General features: G+C 58.3%; 13 protein-coding genes and 4 tRNA genes. All 17 read right to left on the bottom strand.

The genetic code is table 11. The features are described from left to right. Positions 1–219: 219 nt before the first annotated feature. A tRNA-Gly gene (locus DXD16_RS07440) sits at positions 220–295 on the bottom strand. Positions 296–337: 42 nt separating this feature from the next. Further along, a tRNA-Cys gene (locus tag DXD16_RS07435) sits at positions 338–411 on the bottom strand. Positions 412–445: 34 nt separating this feature from the next. Further along, positions 446–521: transfer RNA gene (locus DXD16_RS07430), tRNA-Gly, on the bottom strand. Positions 522–626: 105 nt separating this feature from the next. Beyond that, positions 627–1373: an anti-sigma factor antagonist gene (locus DXD16_RS07425; RefSeq protein WP_117655657.1), complete on the bottom strand. Its 747-nt coding sequence runs from the start codon at positions 1371–1373 to the stop codon at positions 627–629. Between the two features lie 78 nt (positions 1374–1451). Next, on the bottom strand, positions 1452–3797 hold the full coding sequence (locus DXD16_RS07420) for a GAF domain-containing SpoIIE family protein phosphatase (protein ID WP_117655656.1): 2346 nt from the start codon (positions 3795–3797) through the stop codon (positions 1452–1454). A gap of 59 nt (positions 3798–3856) precedes the next feature. Next, positions 3857–3946, bottom strand: a tRNA-Leu gene (locus DXD16_RS07415). 66 nt (positions 3947–4012) lie between these two features. Then, on the bottom strand, positions 4013–4234 hold the full coding sequence (locus tag DXD16_RS10385) for a hypothetical protein (RefSeq protein ID WP_147326468.1): 222 nt from the start codon (positions 4232–4234) through the stop codon (positions 4013–4015). Between the two features lie 307 nt (positions 4235–4541). Next, the gene (locus DXD16_RS07410) at positions 4542–5570 is read right to left on the bottom strand and encodes an ABC transporter ATP-binding protein (protein WP_117655655.1); all 1029 of its coding nucleotides are present in this window, start codon (positions 5568–5570) and stop codon (positions 4542–4544) included. After that, a complete protein-coding gene (locus DXD16_RS07405; RefSeq protein ID WP_117655654.1) occupies positions 5571–6662 on the bottom strand; it encodes an ABC transporter ATP-binding protein in 1092 nt (363 codons plus the stop codon). A 2-nt stretch (positions 6663–6664) separates the two neighbouring features. Further along, complete coding sequence (locus DXD16_RS07400) at positions 6665–7600, bottom strand: ABC transporter permease (protein WP_117640785.1); 936 nt, start codon at positions 7598–7600, stop codon at positions 6665–6667. A 14-nt stretch (positions 7601–7614) separates the two neighbouring features. Next, entirely contained in the window at positions 7615–8652 is a 1038-nt protein-coding gene (locus DXD16_RS07395; RefSeq protein WP_117655653.1) for an ABC transporter permease, read from the bottom strand. Positions 8653–8809: 157 nt separating this feature from the next. Beyond that, complete coding sequence (locus DXD16_RS07390; RefSeq protein ID WP_117655652.1) at positions 8810–10486, bottom strand: ABC transporter substrate-binding protein; 1677 nt, start codon at positions 10484–10486, stop codon at positions 8810–8812. Between the two features lie 290 nt (positions 10487–10776). Beyond that, positions 10777–11031 (bottom strand): preprotein translocase subunit SecG, encoded by a 255-nt coding sequence (secG, locus tag DXD16_RS07385; RefSeq protein ID WP_006236144.1) that lies wholly within the window; start codon positions 11029–11031, stop codon positions 10777–10779. Between the two features lie 164 nt (positions 11032–11195). Then, positions 11196–12749, bottom strand: coding sequence for a 2,3-bisphosphoglycerate-independent phosphoglycerate mutase (gpmI, locus tag DXD16_RS07380; protein WP_117655651.1), 1554 nt, complete (start codon positions 12747–12749; stop codon positions 11196–11198). A 5-nt stretch (positions 12750–12754) separates the two neighbouring features. After that, positions 12755–13522, bottom strand: a complete 768-nt coding sequence (tpiA, locus tag DXD16_RS07375; RefSeq protein WP_022094882.1) for a triose-phosphate isomerase — start codon at positions 13520–13522, stop codon at positions 12755–12757. Continuing rightward, positions 13515–14705, bottom strand: a complete 1191-nt coding sequence (gene pgk, locus DXD16_RS07370; RefSeq protein WP_117564871.1) for a phosphoglycerate kinase — start codon at positions 14703–14705, stop codon at positions 13515–13517. Before pgk ends, tpiA begins: the two co-directional genes overlap by 8 nt. A 140-nt stretch (positions 14706–14845) precedes the next feature. Continuing rightward, positions 14846–15871 (bottom strand): type I glyceraldehyde-3-phosphate dehydrogenase, encoded by a 1026-nt coding sequence (gap, locus tag DXD16_RS07365; RefSeq protein ID WP_099431436.1) that lies wholly within the window; start codon positions 15869–15871, stop codon positions 14846–14848. Positions 15872–15971 lie beyond the last annotated feature (100 nt).

Below are 15971 nucleotides of genomic sequence, written 5' to 3'. Positions count from 1 at the left end.
CGTTAGGGTGCCACCCTTACACCAACATTTTCGACGCGATCACGGAAGACTTACTCCCCGGCCACGACAGCGAGCGGGCTCCGGGTGCCCCAGGTTGCCGCGAAAGAGGAGGGAAGCGTACTTTATGTACGCGACCGACGATTGAGGGGCAAGATGGGGTGCCCGGGGCCCGCGCAGCGTCAACAAAAAACGCGGTTCGTTAGAACCGCGTAAGATAGTTGGAGCGGACAACGGGGCTCGAACCCGCGACCCCAACCTTGGCAAGGTTGTGCTCTACCAACTGAGCCATGTCCGCATATGTAAAACAAAACGGGCGCCGGAGCGCCCGGATGTTGCCTGGAGGCGAAGCCCGGATTCGAACCGGGGGTAAAGGCTTTGCAGGCCTCTGCCTTACCACTTGGCCACTTCGCCGAAAAAGGACCGCCTAAACGGTCCGGAAATGCAATGGAGCGGACAACGGGGCTCGAACCCGCGACCCCAACCTTGGCAAGGTTGTGCTCTACCAACTGAGCCATGTCCGCTTGCGGGTTATTAATTTACGCGAGTTGTCCAAAAGACGCAAGTACTTTTTTCAAAAAACTTGTCTGCCGCATGTTCTTAGTAGCTAAACGCGCTAAAGCGATTGGCTAGGCACACGATTCCAGCGCTCCGCTAAACAGCTTCACCATCTGCACGCGCGTGCCGGCGCCGTCCGTACGATGAGCAACCTCCACGTTATCGACGAGCATACGCATAAGCTTGATACCACGGCCGCGCTCCTCAGATGCGACCGGTTCGCTCGTTTCATCGATAGAATAGCCGGCACCTCGATCAAGCACCTCAACCACAACGCGATCGCCATAGGCCTGAACCGTCAGGACGCACCCGATACCGCCCGCATGGTCATAGGCATTACCCAGCGCCTCCCCCGACGCCAATGCGACATCGTAGCGCTCGTCACGGCGCAACGGAAGCGATTCAAGGAGTTCGGCGATGCGATGTCGGTAGTATGGAAGATTCTCGATACCCTGACGGACCTCGACGCTCTTACTCCAGCGAGGCAGCTCCCCCACCGGAATGGCGGGAACAGACTCCCGTGCCGGCCCCGCGACATGAAGGATATCGACAAGCCGAGCAATCTCCAAAAAGCGAACAACTTCACCCGATGCATTGACGAGCGAAAGCAGGCCTTCTCGCCTCATGAGCTCACGAGCGCGCGTAAGCAGGAATGCCAAGCCCGTCGAATCGATAAAGCTAACAGCCTGACAGTTGATGACGACACGACGCACGCCGCGGCCAATCAAAGCATCCAACCGCCGACGCAGCGCAGGCACCGTGGCGATGTCGATATCGCCTGGTGGCGTCAAAACCGCTATGTCATTCCACTCATTCATACGACCATGATTCCCCAAAAAAGCCCACTCGATGCATTCGTTTCCCCAACCGTACGGATTCAGCCCGCCCAGCGTCGTCTATGAACGACCCCGTAAAAACTCAAGGGACACCAATGCAATGTCATCGTCCAGCGCCGATTCGGTAAATCGGTCAAGCTCGCCCAAGACCTTGCCGCAAATGCCCGACACGCCCTCACCCGAGACAGAGAGCAGAAGGTCGCGAAGGCGCTGCTCGCCAAAGAAAGCACCCGAGCGGTCACGCGCTTCGATTGTTCCGTCGGTGTACATAAATAGCATGTCACCAGGAGCGAACGTAAACACGCCTGTCTCGTATACCATGCTCTCAAAGGCACCGATTACCCCCGATTGGCATCCAAGCAGCTCGACCTCCCCCCCACGGGCCTCGCCGCCACCCAGCGGCATCGACTCTGGCCTGATGACCATGGTCGGAGGATGGCCCGCCGAACAATACGTTGCGCGTCCGGCTTTAAGGTCAATCTTGGCGATAAAGGCCGTCACGAACGTCTCGACCCTCGAAAAGCCCATGAGCATGCTGTTAAGGGAGCGTGCCATGCGGGCCGGTCCAGCGCCCTCCCAGGCATATGCCGTCAGGGCCGTCTTGACGAGCGCGGACATCGATGCAGCCTCAATGCCTTTGCCAGACACATCGCCCAGAATCATGACGGCGCAATCGTCGGGAAGACGGATGAGCGTATAGAAATCGCCGCCGACCAACGCCGAGTTCGTGGCCGACAGGTACACCGAATCGGCGGCGATTCCCGGAACATCCCCCAGTGAATTTCTCATGCCAATCTGGAGGGTCTGAGCGATATGGCGCTCCTCACGCTTTTGAGATTCGCCTTCATAGATCAGTTCAAAGTCATGAGCCAAGTGCACCAAGTAATCATATTCAAGGTCATCAATCGGCTCTTGGCTACCATCACGAAGCAGCAGCGCGCGCGTCGTCGGGCCCTTCGCAACAGAAGCAGGAACGATCGCGTCGTTACTGTGCTTGCCATCGCCCTCAGAGCGCGGGCGCCCCGCCTCGATGCCGGCGTCGACGTAGAGACCCTGGCAAGGCAGGCCATGCGCTCTAAGCCAGCCTCCCATAGGCATCGATTCGTCAACGCGAGTTATACGGACGTGTTTAAGGTCCTCGGCACTCGTGCCGCCCAAAACAGATGCCTCAAAGCCATCAGGGGCAGCCCCCAAACGTGCCGCTGGCGCCGTCGTGGAAAAGAAAAGCTTCTCGGGATCGTCCGGCAAAGCAACGCGACTGCCGCCTTCAAAATCTATGACGTAGGAATCCAGACTGGCGTCATACTCAATAGGGCAAAAATGGCAGTTGAGCATATTGCAGATCTCGGACGATACCGCCTGGGTAGCCGCGGCGGAATCGTCTAGAAAGGTAAACAACTCATCCCGCAAGACATTGAGCGAGCGGCCAAGCTCGGCCGTGCGACGGGAGCGAAGGCTCGATGCCATGCCGACCAGCTGGATAGACAGGTAATCGCAAATGACCTCGAGCACATTAACGTCATAGGCGAGCGGTGCCTGGGGGCGTTTCCAACCAACTTCCAGCACGCCAAGGATCTGCGTACCGTAAAAAACGGGAAGACAGATTTCACTGCGGTACGGAGGCATATCCTGCATGCGCAACAGGTGCTTAGAACGATTATCCAGGTCCATGAACATACCGGAGGCGGCCTTATCGCCCTCAAGGTCCTGTTGAATCGACAAGCGACAAGCACGCGACTCGCGAAGAACATACGTCGGAATGCCAGCGCCATACGGCAAAAACTCGGGCAGGTAGCTGTCGAGCAGCTCCTTGGAAACACCGCGAAGCTTAAAGCCGCCGCTCTCAGAAAAATAGATAGCGGCACCCGAAGCATCGAGCGTTCCTACAAGCTGGTTCAAAACGGTATCAAGCAGGCTGGGTAACTCATCGGAGCCCACAGTGCTCATAATGACCGAGAGCGTGCCAGAGAGACGCTTGTTCGCCACTCTAAGCTCCGATAACGCACGCTTGAGTTGCCGGTCGTGAGAATACTGTTCCTCGATACTGTGAAGCGCCACCAGGACACGTGGTGCGCGGCGCCCAAAGATGCGTGGAGGCGTTACGGAGCCCGCACGAACCAAGACGGGAATAAAAGAGCCGTCACTCAGTTTGAGCATCAGTTCGTTCTCGGAGCCATCAGTTTCAAATGGCAGACGATGTTCCGTCGCACGTTCAAAAGAGGACGAGTACAGGACGTCTTTAACATCTCCACCGATGACGTCGGCGCGTTCCTCGCACATCAAACCAAGTAAGCGATTATTCACATGCAGAATGGTTCCGTCGAGCTCGCAGATGATGACAGCATCGCTCGTGATCTCGACTAGTTGGGCAACGTCTGCCCACTCGTTGCGTTCAAGCGTTTCCATCGTGGACCCCACCGTCTATCGGTAACAAAAAAGCCTCCGAAGAGGCTTCTTAAATGCGATGGTGTCGGAGGCGGGACTTGAACCCGCATGACCAAAAAGCGGTCACTAGCACCTCAAGCTAGCGCGTCTGCCAATTCCGCCACTCCGACATGCTATGTTGTTGATTCGCGGTTCGTTTTTGTTGGACCCGCGCGTTCAACGAGGAAGATAATAACCTATGATTCGAGAACTGTGCAAGCACTTTTTTCAAAAAAGTTTACGAATTTGTAATTGCGCAGGTAGATCCGCATGTCCGGCCCCGAATCGGTGCTGCCTCCCGGCGCGTCCTCGGGCATGAGCGATATTTTGCTGCGCACTTCGTGCTGCAAAATATCGCTCCCCCTGCGGAATGCGCCGGGAGGCAGCACCGATTCGGGGCCTACCAACACATACTCCAAGCACAGTTCTCAAACATGTTCTGGGGCTGATGCAAATTTGGTGGCTCGGCAAAGCCGAGCCCTTATATGGGGAGGCCGGAGCTAAAGCTCCGGCCTCGCTCAATTTCCTATTAGATTAAGTGAGCGATCAAGGAATCTCACCCCTCTACAGTGGTAACACAGGGCCCGTGCTGGACTTAGTTTTCAGAACATTCCGCAGACCAGGAAACCCCCTTATCCACAGCTCCGAAGGAGCAGGATAAGGGGGTTTCCATGGTCGAGGACGTTCTGAAAACTAAGTCCAGCACGGGCCCGGACAAACAGCCGACTACAGGTCGATGTGCGATTCCTTGATCGGGAACGGCTCGGCGAAGTGGCAGGCACAGCAGTGGCCCGGGGCAACTTCCTTAAACTCAGGAAGCTTCTCTGAGCAGATGCCCTGCGCGATCGGGCAACGCGTGTGGAAACGGCAGCCGGTCGGCGGATCCAGCGGCGACGGCGGATCGCCGGCGAGGATGATACGCTTGCGGGTCTTCTGGATATCCGGATCGGGCACCGGCACAGCAGATAGCAGCGACTGCGTGTACGGATGGTGAGGCTCGCTATAGAGCGTCTTCCAGTCCGAAACCTCGACCATCTTGCCCAGATACATAACGGCAACGCGATCGGAGATGTGCTGCACGACGGACAGGTCGTGGGCGATAAACAGATACGCCGTACCAAACTTGTCCTGAAGTTCCTTGAGCAGGTTCAGAACCTGGGCCTGAATGGAAACATCCAGAGCGGAAACGGGCTCGTCGCAGATGATCAGCTTGGGCTTCAAAGCGAAGGCGCGGGCGATGCCGACACGCTGACGCTGACCGCCCGAGAACTCGTGCGGATAGCGGTTGATGTGCTCGGGGTTCAGTCCAACGACGTCGAGAAGCTCGCGAACACGCTCGATACGCTCCTCCTTGGTGCCCACGCCGTGAATAGTCATGGGCTCGGAGACGATCTCGCCGATGGTCATACGGGGGTTCAGCGAAGCATAGGGGTCCTGGAAGATGAATTGCATCTCGCGACGCATGTCCTTGATCTCATGCTTGCTCATCTCGGCAACATCTTTGCCCTGGAAGAACACCTTGCCGGCAGTCGGCTGGGTCAGGCGCATAATCGTGCGGCCCGTGGTGGACTTACCGCAACCAGACTCGCCAACCAGACCAAAGGTCTCGCCAGGATAAATCTCAAACGAGATGTCGTTCACAGCAGAGACGACGCGCTTGGAAAAGCGCTTGGCGAACATGCCGGACTCGGCGGGGAATTCCTTAGAGAGGTGCTCGACCTTCAGCAGCGGAGTGCGCTCGTTCTTATCTGCCATTTACGCCTCGCCTCCCTTCTCGGAATCCTTGCGCGTACGGGACGTCGCAGGAGCATTCTTGAGGAACTCGGGGTCGCCGGAGTAGTGGCACGCGGAATAATGGCCAGACTCAGTGACAACACGCTCAGGACGCTGCTTGCGGCACTTATCGGTTGCATAGGGGCAACGAGGCGAGAACACGCAACCCTCGGGCAGGTTCATGAGCGAGGGCGGGTTGCCGTGAATCGGCGTCAGCGGCTTCTTCTCATCGATAGCCTGCTCCGGGATGGAGCGGATAAGGCCCCAGGTGTAGGGATGACGGCTCTCGTAGAAGATCTCTTCGGCAGTACCGAACTCGACGGGACGGCCGGCGTACATAACCATGATCTTATCGGCCATATCGGCGACAACGCCAAGGTCGTGGGTGATCATGATAATGGCGTTGCCGTTCTTCTCCTGCATTTCCTGCATCAGCTCAATAATCTGAGCCTGGATGGTAACGTCCAGAGCAGTCGTGGGCTCATCGGCAATCAGGATATCGGGATCGCAGGCAAGCGCCATGGCAATCATGACGCGCTGACGCATACCGCCGGAGAACTGGTGCGGATACTCGTTGACGCGCTTCTCAGGCTCGGGAATGCCAACGAGGTCCAAAAGCTCGGTGGCGCGCTTGAGCGCCTCCTGCTTGGAGTAGCCACGGTGCAGACGAAGTCCCTCGCCCACCTGCTTGCCGATCTTATAGACCGGGTTCAGGGAGGTCATAGGATCCTGGAAGATCATCGCGATATCGTTGCCGCGAATATGCTGCATTTCTTCCTCGGTCATCTCGAGGATCGAACGACCGCGGTAGCGAACGTCGCCGCCCTCAATCTTTCCCGGAGGCATCGAGATGAGGCCCATGATGGTCATGGCGGTCACGGACTTACCAGAGCCGGACTCACCGACGACACCCAGGGTCTCACCGCGATCGAGCGTGTAGGACACGCCATCGACAGCGCGAACGACGCCATCCTCGGTGTGGAAATACATCTTAAGGTCATCGACCTCGAGCAGATGCTGGCCCTCGGGAACCGGCTGGTCCTTCAGGTCCACATAGTTCTTGTTCTTCTTCATCCTTATGCGTCCTTCATCTTGACGTCGAGGGCGTCGCGCAGACCGTCACCCAGCAGGGTGAAGGCGAGCACCGTCGAGAGAATTGCCAAACCGGGCATGATCATCATCCAGGGAGCAGTCAGAAGATACTGCTGACCGTCCTGAATCATGGAGCCCCACGAAGGCGTAGGCGGAATAACGCCCATGCCGAGGAAGGACAGAGCGGACTCGGTCAGAATGGCGCCACCGATGTTCATGGTCGCGTAGACCACGATAGAAGCAACGGAGTTCGGGAAGATATGGCGCATCACGATACGCGCATCGGATGCACCCATAGCGCGAGCGGCGTCAACATAGTCGTTCTCTTTGACCGTCAGGATCGCAGATCGGAAGACACGCGCAATCGAGGGCCAGCCGAGAATGCCGATGGCGATAAAGACATTCTGAAGACCACGACCGATAACGGCAATCATGGCGACAACGAACAGCACGTACGGGAACGCCAGGAAGATATCCGCACAGCGCATGATGATCGTATCCCAGATGCCGCCATAGAAACCGGCGAGGGCGCCCATGACCAGACCGATCACCGTGGAGATGGCGGTGGCCATAATACCGACGGAAAGCGAAACGCGTGCACCGTAGATAACACGGACGAGAATGTCACGACCAAGAGAGTCGGTGCCAAACGGGTGCTCGGCACACGGAGCCAGCAGCGAAGTCTCGGCCATGGTAGTCGAGTCGGAAGCCGTAGGAGAGCCGAGCCAGGGCTTAGCCCACAGATCGGCGGTCAGGGCGACCACAACAACGATGATGATCCAGCAGACACCGATAACGGCGAGCTTGTTCTTACGAAGACGCTTAAAAGCGTCGCCCCACAGCGTGCGGGACTTGGCGGGAGCAGATGCGGCCTTGGTGGCGGTAGCCTGCTCCTGAGACTGAGAATCAGTTTCCTGCATGAGACGTACCTCCCTTAGGCCTTATCCGACGGACCGCCAAGGCGGATGCGCGGGTCGAGGAATGCATAGCTAATGTCGACGAGCAGGTTGATCACCATAACGACGACAACAATGAGCGTAACGCCGCCCATAACGATGGGCCAGTCGCGCATGCTAATGGCGCGGTAGACCTCGAAGCCGATGCCGGGCCAGTTAAAGACCGTCTCGGTCAGGATGGCGCCCGAAAGCATGCCGCCGAAGTCGACACCAATATAGGTAACGACGGGGATGAGTGCATTCTTAAGCGCATGCTTGATGATGATCGCGCGATTGGAGAGACCCTTGGCCTTTGCCGTGCGGATGTAATCCTGGTTCATGACGTCGAGCAGCTGCGAGCGCATGATGCGGGCAGCATAGGCGGTCGAAACCGAAGCCAGCGTAATGGTCGGAAGCACATAGTGCATCCAATCCTGATACTGGGAGCTGGAGCCGCCGGCACCCGAGATCGGCATGGAGAATGCGCCGCCGGTGGCATCCTTAAGGATGACGCCAAAGAACAGCTGCAGCAGCATACCGAGCCAGAAGGCAGGAACAGCAACGAGGATCGACGTGGTCAGCGTTACCAAAATATCCCAGAAGGAATAACGCTTGACCGCCGAAATAATACCCGCACCGATACCCATGATTGCCTCGAGCACGATAGCGCACGCGGCAAGTTTGACCGTATACGGATACTTCTGGGCAAAGATTTCCGTAACCGGCAGCTTGCGCTGGTACGAATTGCCCAGATCGCCATGAAGCAGACCGTTCATGTAATACAAATAACGGTCCACGAGCGACGTTTGAACGGGATCGCCGTTCTCGTCAAGGATCGCGTTGCCGTCCTCGTCCGACTGGACCAGGTGATAGCGCACGCGAAGCTGAAGCTCCACCTCGGGGGACAGAGCCTTGTCTCCACCGATCAGCTTGATCGGGTCTCCCGGCACGATATTCTGGAGGGCGAACAGAATCAGCGTAACGCCCAAAAATACCGGGATGAACTGAAGCACACGTTTAACGATGTACTTACCCATACCACTCCCCTATCTAGGGATTAACCTAAATGGGATGCCGATCGCCAGACCGGCATCCCAAAATTACCATCAGCCAGTTTACCCCAGGTTAGGGAGAACTGTATGTTTCCCATGAGGTCTACGTAAATACTTGACCCTCACGGAAGCTGCAAAACCCTTAGGCGAGCTCGGCGGTGCCCAGATCGGCGTGCTTCTGCGGATCGACATAGAGATGCTTGACGCGGTCAGAGCCAGCGATGGTGTGCGTGTAGAACATCACCGGGATAACCGGGCAGTCAGCAGCGACCATGGCGTCGGCCTCCCGCATCTTGGCGATGCGCTCCTCGTCATCAACCGTGGTGCGGGCCTCGTCGACCTTGGCATCGAACTCGGGGTTGTTGTAACCAGAGCGGTTGTCGCCACCGAGGGAGTCGGAGTGGAACAGCGGGTACAGGAAGTTGTCCATAATCGGGTAATCGGCGATCCAGCCCAGACGGCCGAACTGATAGTTGAAGTTCTGATACTGCTCGAGCAGGGCAGACCACTCGGGAGTATCGGAGACGGCGGTGACGCCCACCTTGGCGAGGTCGCCGATGATGGACTCCATGATCTCCTTGTGGCCACCGTCCTGGTTGTAGGACAGGGTCACATTGATGCCACGATCGCCGTTAGCGCCAGCGGGAGCGACCTTGTCGAGGTACTCGTTAGCCTTGTCGACGTCATAGGCGCAGAACTCCCATGCGCCCTCCTTGTAGCCGGCGATTCCCGGAGGAACAATACCGTCGGCGGGGGTACGGGTACCCTTGAAGATGGTCTTGCAGATGGCCTCACGGTTGATGGCCAGGGAGATGCCCCTGCGCAGGTCGGCGTTATTGAACGGCTCGGCCGTATTGTTGCAGGTCAGATAGTACGTGGAAGGCTCGGCACCGAGCAGCATATGCTCGCCGTCACCCATGGTGTAGCCGTCCTTGGACTCGCCGCGGTCCTTCTTGGCGGCGTCGATCTGAGCAACGGGAACGTCGCAGACATCAAGGTTACCGGCCTGGAACTCCTTGTAAGCGGTCTCCATGTCCTTGATGACCTGGAAGTGGATGGCGTCGATCTTGGCCTTGTCGCCATAGTAATCATCGAACTTCTTGAGGTTGATCTCCTGGCCATCCTCCCACTTGCCGTCCATCATGAACGGGCCGTTACCGACCGGGGCAAGGTAGAAGCTCTTGACATCGGACTCGGCGCACTCGGGAACCGGGGACAGAGCCGGGTGAGAGGCGACGAAGGGGAAGTCGGCGTAAGCGGAAGACAGCTTGACGACGAGGGTCTCATCGTCGGGGCAAGTAACACCGCTGAGCTCGGTAGCGTTGCCGGCAAGCAGATCGTCATAGCCCTCAACCATGGAAAGGTGATAGGAGACCTCGGAAGGACCATACTCGGTGGCGATGGCCGACTTGGTGTTGACCAGGCGCTCCCAACCGAGCTTGAAGGACTTGGAGGTAACGTCGTCACCGTTGTGGAACTTAGCCTTCTTGATCTTGAAGGTGAACTCGGTGGCGTCGTCGTTAGCCTTAAAGGACTCGCAAGCCAGCGGAACGATCTCGCCCTTCTCGGGGTCGTACTCCGTCAGAGCGTCGAAGAGCTGGTACTCGACCTGAGTGCCCTGATCCTCCTGGACGTTGTAGGGGTCGATGCAGACCGGGTTGTTGATGTAGAAGTTCAGCGTCGAACCGGACTCAGAACCGGAAGCGTCGCCGCCCTTCTTGCCGCATGCGGCAAGAAAAGCCATGGAGCTCGCAGCGAGGGTGCCGCCAACAAAGGCGCGACGACCCATAACGGGCTGGTGGAACATAGAATCAGCCATGCCATCCTCCTTATGAGATAGGACAAAGTGAATTCGGCCGGGCAACGTCGAGGCAGCCCAATCGAACCAATCAAACGCGGTCCGCTGTTATGGCTGGTTATGCAATGCGGGCCAACGTTTTGCAATACAGTAGCGCATTTTATGCACAATTTGGCGCTGATTCCGGTTAACGGTCGAGAATTTCTTTAGTTGGGCGAAGTATGTGGGGATATTTTGGCTCTGTTACAAGTCTGTAAACAAAAAGGGCCCCGCACATGCGGGACCCTTTACAAACGTATATACGCCGATGCTTAGTAGCCGACGATGCCCTGCGGGAAGAAGAACATGCACAGAACGACACACACGGCAAAAACGACGGCCATAATTACCGTCAGGCGATCGAGGTTCTGCTCCATGACGCCCGTGGCAGAGCTGGAGTTATACAGCGAGCTAGCGATCATATCCGAAACGCCGGTGCCCTTACCGGAATGCATCAGAACGAGAATCGTCAGCGCCACGGCAGAAACAGCCCAAACGACAAACAGAAGAATCTGAAACGGACCCATAGATAAGCTCCTTAATAGAACAATTCAAACTCCAGTACTGTACCACAACCTCCAACACTCCCCCACCTGCCATTTAGGGACGGGGTAGAAATGGCAGAAATACCAAAAAGGGGGTCGTCCGGTTGTGGACAACCCCCTTACTAGAAAACGGTATTTGTTTTCTATTAGGCCTCGGTGGCGAGCACGCGACCCGTCATCTCGGCGGAAGGCTCAAGACCAGCCATGGTGAGCATAGTCGGAGCGATATCGGAGAGACGACCGTCCTCGATACCGGTAAGCTGTGCCTTCTCATCAACGATGATAAACGGCACACGGTTGGTGGTGTGAGCCGTAAACGGATGCTTGGAACCGTCGGAAGCAACGTCAAACATGTGATCGGCGTTGCCGTGGTCGGCGGTAATCAGCGCAAAGCCGCCCTTAGCGAGAATCGCCGGGACAACCTTGGACAGGGCATCGTCAACAGCCTCGACGGCCTTAACGGCGGCGTCGAAGACACCGGTGTGACCAACCATGTCGCAATTTGCGAAGTTCACGATGTAGAAATCAGCGCGATCCTCGTTGATAGCGGCGACAAGCTTCTCGGTAACCTCGGGAGCGCTCATCTCGGGCTGCAGATCGTAGGTAGCGACCTTGGGGGAAGCGACGAGCACGCGCTCCTCGCCCTCCTTGGGCTCCTCGATGCCGCCGTTGAGGAAGAACGTCACGTGAGCGTACTTCTCGGTCTCGGCGGTGTGCAGCTGCTTCAGGCCATTGGCGGCGATAACGTCGGCCAGAACGTTCTCGGGGAACGTCTTGGGGAAGGCGACCTCGACGTCAAACGTCGGATCGTACTCGGTCATCGTCACAAAGTGCGAAAGCTTAATCTGCTCGCGCTCAAAGCCGTCGAACTCCTTGTCCGTGAACACGCGAGTCATCTGACGAGCGCGGTCGGGACGGAAGTTGAAGAAGATGGCCGCGTCGCCCTCGTGAATGCCCTCGTTGTGGGCAGCGAAGGGCTCGACGAACTCGTCGCCGCGCGGATCCTTCTCGTAGTAGGCCTTGATACCGGCAACGGGGTCGGTATCGGCATCGGACGCGTTGACCATGACGTCGTAGGCACGCTGGATGCGCTCCCAGCGGTTGTCGCGGTCCATGGCCCAATAGCGGCCCGAAACGGTGGCAACGCGAGCGTCGCAACCGGTCTCCTCGGAGATCTTAGCCAGGAAAGCGCAGAACTCGCTCATGTAGCCGGCACCGGACTGCGGGTCGACGTCGCGGCCATCCATGAAGGCGTGGACGCGAACGGTCTTGACGCCATGCTGGGCAGCCATCTTGACCAGAGCCTCGACGTGGTTCATGTGAGAATGAACACCGCCAGGGCTCATAAGGCCCATGAGATGCAGGGTCTTGCCTTCGGCCTTGACGTCGTCCATAGCCTTGACGAAGACCTCGTTCTTGGCGATGGAGCCGTCCTTGATGGCGTTGTTGATGCGCGAAAGCTCCTGGAACACGATGCGGCCGGCACCGATGTTGAGGTGGCCTACCTCGGAGTTGCCCATCTGACCGTCGGGAAGGCCCACGTCCTCGCCCGAAGCACCGAGCGTGGTGTGAGGATACTTCTCGTACAGGCTATCAAGGAAGGGCGTCTTGGCAGCGGCGACGGCGTTCTCGCCATCGGCCGGAGCAAGGCCGCAGCCATCCATGATGATCAGGAGTGCAGGAAGATGACGCTGTGCCATATGTCCTACTCGCCTGCCTTGACGACCATAGAGGCGAAGTCGGCAGCCTTGAGCGAAGCGCCGCCCACGAGGGCGCCGTCAACGTCGGGCTTGGCGACGAGCTCGGCGATGTTGCCGGGCTTGGCAGAGCCACCATAGAGAACGCGGATGCCGTTAGCGAGCTCCTCGCCAAACATCTCCTTGAGGGTCTCACGGATAGCGCCGCAGACCTCCTGGGCGTCCTCAGCGGTAGCGGTCTTGCCGGTGCCGATGGCCCAGATGGGCTCGTAGGCGACGACGACCTGCTTGGGGCAGGTGATCTCAAGACCGGCAAGGCCAGCCTTGACCTGGTTCACGACGTGCTCGACATAGGTGCCAGCCTCGCGGACCTCGAGGGACTCGCCGCAGCAGAAGACGGGAACAAGACCGGCGGCAACGAGGGCCTTGGCCTTCTTGTTCTGATCCTCGTCGGTCTCGTGGAAGTAGTCGCGACGCTCGGAGTGACCGATGATGCAGTAGGTGCAGCCAGCGGACTTGAGCATGTCGCAAGAGGACTCACCGGTGAAGGCACCCTTGGCCTCCCAGTACACGTTCTGTGCACCGAGGGCGATGGGGGCAGCCTGAATGCGGTCATGAACCGTGGTGATGTCAATGGTCGGAGGGCAGACGAGCACCTCGACGCCAGCCGGAACCTCGGGCAGAGCCTGAGCCAGCTCGTCGGCGAGCTTGGCGGCCTCGGCGACGTCGTTGTTCATCTTCCAGTTACCAGCGATAAGAAGGGTGCGATTAGGCATCGAGAAGCGCCTCCACTCCGGGCAGGGCCTTACCCTCGACGAGCTCCATGGAAGCGCCACCACCGGTGGAGATCCAGCTCATCTTGTCGGCCAGGTTGAACTTGTTGACAGCCGCGACAGAGTCACCACCGCCGATGATCGAGGTGCAGTCGGCCTCGGCGACGGCCTCGGCGATAGCCTGGGTGCCGTGAGCGAAGTTGTCGAACTCGAAGACGCCCATGGGGCCGTTCCAGAACACGGTCTTGGCGCCCTTGACGGCCTCGGCGTAGAGCTCCTCGGTCTTGGGGCCGATGTCCATGCCCTCACGATCGTCGGGGATAGCGTCGGAAGCGACAACCTCGGGGACAGCGTCCTCGCCAAAGTGATCGGCAACGCGGTTGTCGATGGGGAGCAGGATCTTGACGCCCTTCTCCTCGGCCTTCTTGAGCATCTCGCCGGCGCGCTCGACCCAGTCCTCTTCCTTGAGGGACTGACCGACGGTCAGGCCCTGAGCCAGGAAGAAGGTGTAGGCCATGCCGCCACCGATGATCAGGGTATCAGCGGAGTCGATGAGGTGATCGAGAACGCCGATCTTGGAGGAAACCTTGGAACCGCCGACGATAGCGACGAAGGGGCGCTCGGGCTCGGCGAAGATGCCGGTCAGCGTGTCGACCTCCTTCTCGAGCAGGAAGCCGGCGACGGCAGGCAGGTAAGCGGCGGGGCCCACGACGGAACCCTGGGCGCGGTGAGCGGTACCGAAGGCATCGAGAACGAAGACGTCACCATAGGAAGCGAGCTTCTTGGCGATCTCGGGATCGTTCTTCTTCTCACGCTTGTCAAAACGGACGTTCTCGAGAACGAGGACCTTGCCCGGCTCGACGGCGGCAACAGCCTCAGCAGCCTTCTCGCCGTAGGTGTCGGCGACAAAGGCAACATCGAGACCAGAGAGCTCAGCGAGCTTCTTGGCGACAGGCTCAAGGGAGAGCTCGGGCTGGAAGCCGGTGCCATCGGGACGGCCGAGGTGGCTCATGAGGATGACGCGAGCGTTGTGCTCAACGAGGTAGTTGATGGTGGGCAGGGCAGCCTTGATGCGGGTGGTGTCGCCAACGACGCCATCCTTGATAGGCACGTTGAAGTCAACGCGGACGAGAACGCGCTTGCCGTCGACATCGATGTCGCGGACGGTCTTCTTGGTAAAGGCCATGTTTGCTTCTACCTTTCGTACGTGTCTGCCTCCCATTACGGCAGACGATTTCCTATAAAAAGGGCGCGACCCTAGGGTGTAAGCCCTATGAGGCCGCGCCCTTCTTTAGACGCTCAACGAGCTATTCGCTAAAAGCTAAATTAAGCAACGAACTTCTCGAAGTACTTGATGGTGCGGACCATCTGAGAGGTGTAGGAGTTCTCGTTGTCGTACCAAGAGGTGACCTGAACGAGGGTCTGGCCGTTGCCGAGGTCAGAGCACATGGTCTGAGTGGCGTCGAAGATGGAGCCGTGGGTCTCGCCGATGATGTCGGTGGAGACGATATCGTCCTCGTTGTAACCGAAGGTCTCGGAGATGGTGGAAGCGTAGGCCTTCATAGCGGCGTTGACCTCGTCGACGGTGACCTTCTTGTCAACGACAGCGTAGAGGTTGGTGATGGAGCCGGTCGGCGTCGGGACGCGCTGGGCGGCACCGATGAGCTTACCGTTGAGCTCGGGGAGAACCAGGCCGATAGCCTTGGCAGCACCGGTGGTGTTGGGGACGATGTTGACGGCGCAGGCGCGGCTACGACGCTTGTTGCCCTTGCGCTGCGGGCCGTCGAGCGGCATCTGGTCGCCGGTCCAGGCGTGAATGGTGGTCATGATGCCGGACACGATGGGAGCGAAGTCGTTCAGACCCTTGGCCATCGGGGCGAGGCAGTTGGTGGTGCAGGAAGCAGCGGAGATGATGTTGTCCTCAGCGGTCAGCGTCTCGTGGTTGACGTTGTACACGATGGTGGGCAGATCGCTGCCGGCCGGAGCGGAGATGACGACCTTCTTGGCGCCAGCGTTGATGTGGGCCTGAGCCTTAGCCTTGCTGGTGTAGAAGCCGGTGCACTCGAGAACGACGTCGACGTCGAGGTCGCCCCAAGGCAGGTTGTTGGCGTCGGCCTCCTTGTAGATCTTGATCTCCTTGCCGTCAACGGTGATGGAATCCTCGCCAGCAACGACCTCGTGATCGCGAGCGTAGTTGCCCTGCGTGGAGTCGTACTTCAGCAGGTAAGCGAGCATATCGGGAGAGGTGAGGTCGTTGATAGCGACGATCTCGGAGCCCTCATGACCGAACATCTGACGGAAAGCCAGACGACCGATGCGACCGAAGCCGTTAATAGCAACCTTTACTGCCATTGTGTCTCCTTTCGTAAGGCCCCCGCAAGCTACAGCGCCCGCCGTTGAGGCCCACAAACTAACCACTCGCCTAATATACCTTTTTTTTGACTTGAATTTC

It is taken from the genome of Collinsella sp. TF11-5AC (assembly GCF_003436775.1).
Lineage (GTDB): Bacteria > Actinomycetota > Coriobacteriia > Coriobacteriales > Coriobacteriaceae > Collinsella.
The sequence above is the reverse complement of the archived record's forward strand: the minus strand, read 5'-3'. Positions and strand labels throughout refer to the sequence as shown.

Bases quoted from the DNA above. Each gene is read 5' to 3' on its own strand.
- DXD16_RS07425 (WP_117655657.1), bottom strand. From the start codon at position 1,373: ATGAATGAGTGGAATGACATAGCGGTTTTGACGCCACCAGGCGATATC.
- DXD16_RS07420 (WP_117655656.1), bottom strand. From the start codon at position 3,797: ATGGAAACGCTTGAACGCAACGAGTGGGCAGACGTTGCCCAACTAGTC.
- DXD16_RS07410 (WP_117655655.1), bottom strand. From the start codon at position 5,570: ATGGCAGATAAGAACGAGCGCACTCCGCTGCTGAAGGTCGAGCACCTC.
- DXD16_RS07405 (WP_117655654.1), bottom strand. From the start codon at position 6,662: ATGAAGAAGAACAAGAACTATGTGGACCTGAAGGACCAGCCGGTTCCC.
- DXD16_RS07400 (WP_117640785.1), bottom strand. From the start codon at position 7,600: ATGCAGGAAACTGATTCTCAGTCTCAGGAGCAGGCTACCGCCACCAAG.
- DXD16_RS07395 (WP_117655653.1), bottom strand. From the start codon at position 8,652: ATGGGTAAGTACATCGTTAAACGTGTGCTTCAGTTCATCCCGGTATTT.
- DXD16_RS07390 (WP_117655652.1), bottom strand. From the start codon at position 10,486: ATGGCTGATTCTATGTTCCACCAGCCCGTTATGGGTCGTCGCGCCTTT.
- secG (WP_006236144.1), bottom strand. From the start codon at position 11,031: ATGGGTCCGTTTCAGATTCTTCTGTTTGTCGTTTGGGCTGTTTCTGCC.
- gpmI (WP_117655651.1), bottom strand. From the start codon at position 12,749: ATGGCACAGCGTCATCTTCCTGCACTCCTGATCATCATGGATGGCTGC.
- tpiA (WP_022094882.1), bottom strand. From the start codon at position 13,522: ATGCCTAATCGCACCCTTCTTATCGCTGGTAACTGGAAGATGAACAAC.
- pgk (WP_117564871.1), bottom strand. From the start codon at position 14,705: ATGGCCTTTACCAAGAAGACCGTCCGCGACATCGATGTCGACGGCAAG.
- gap (WP_099431436.1), bottom strand. From the start codon at position 15,871: ATGGCAGTAAAGGTTGCTATTAACGGCTTCGGTCGCATCGGTCGTCTG.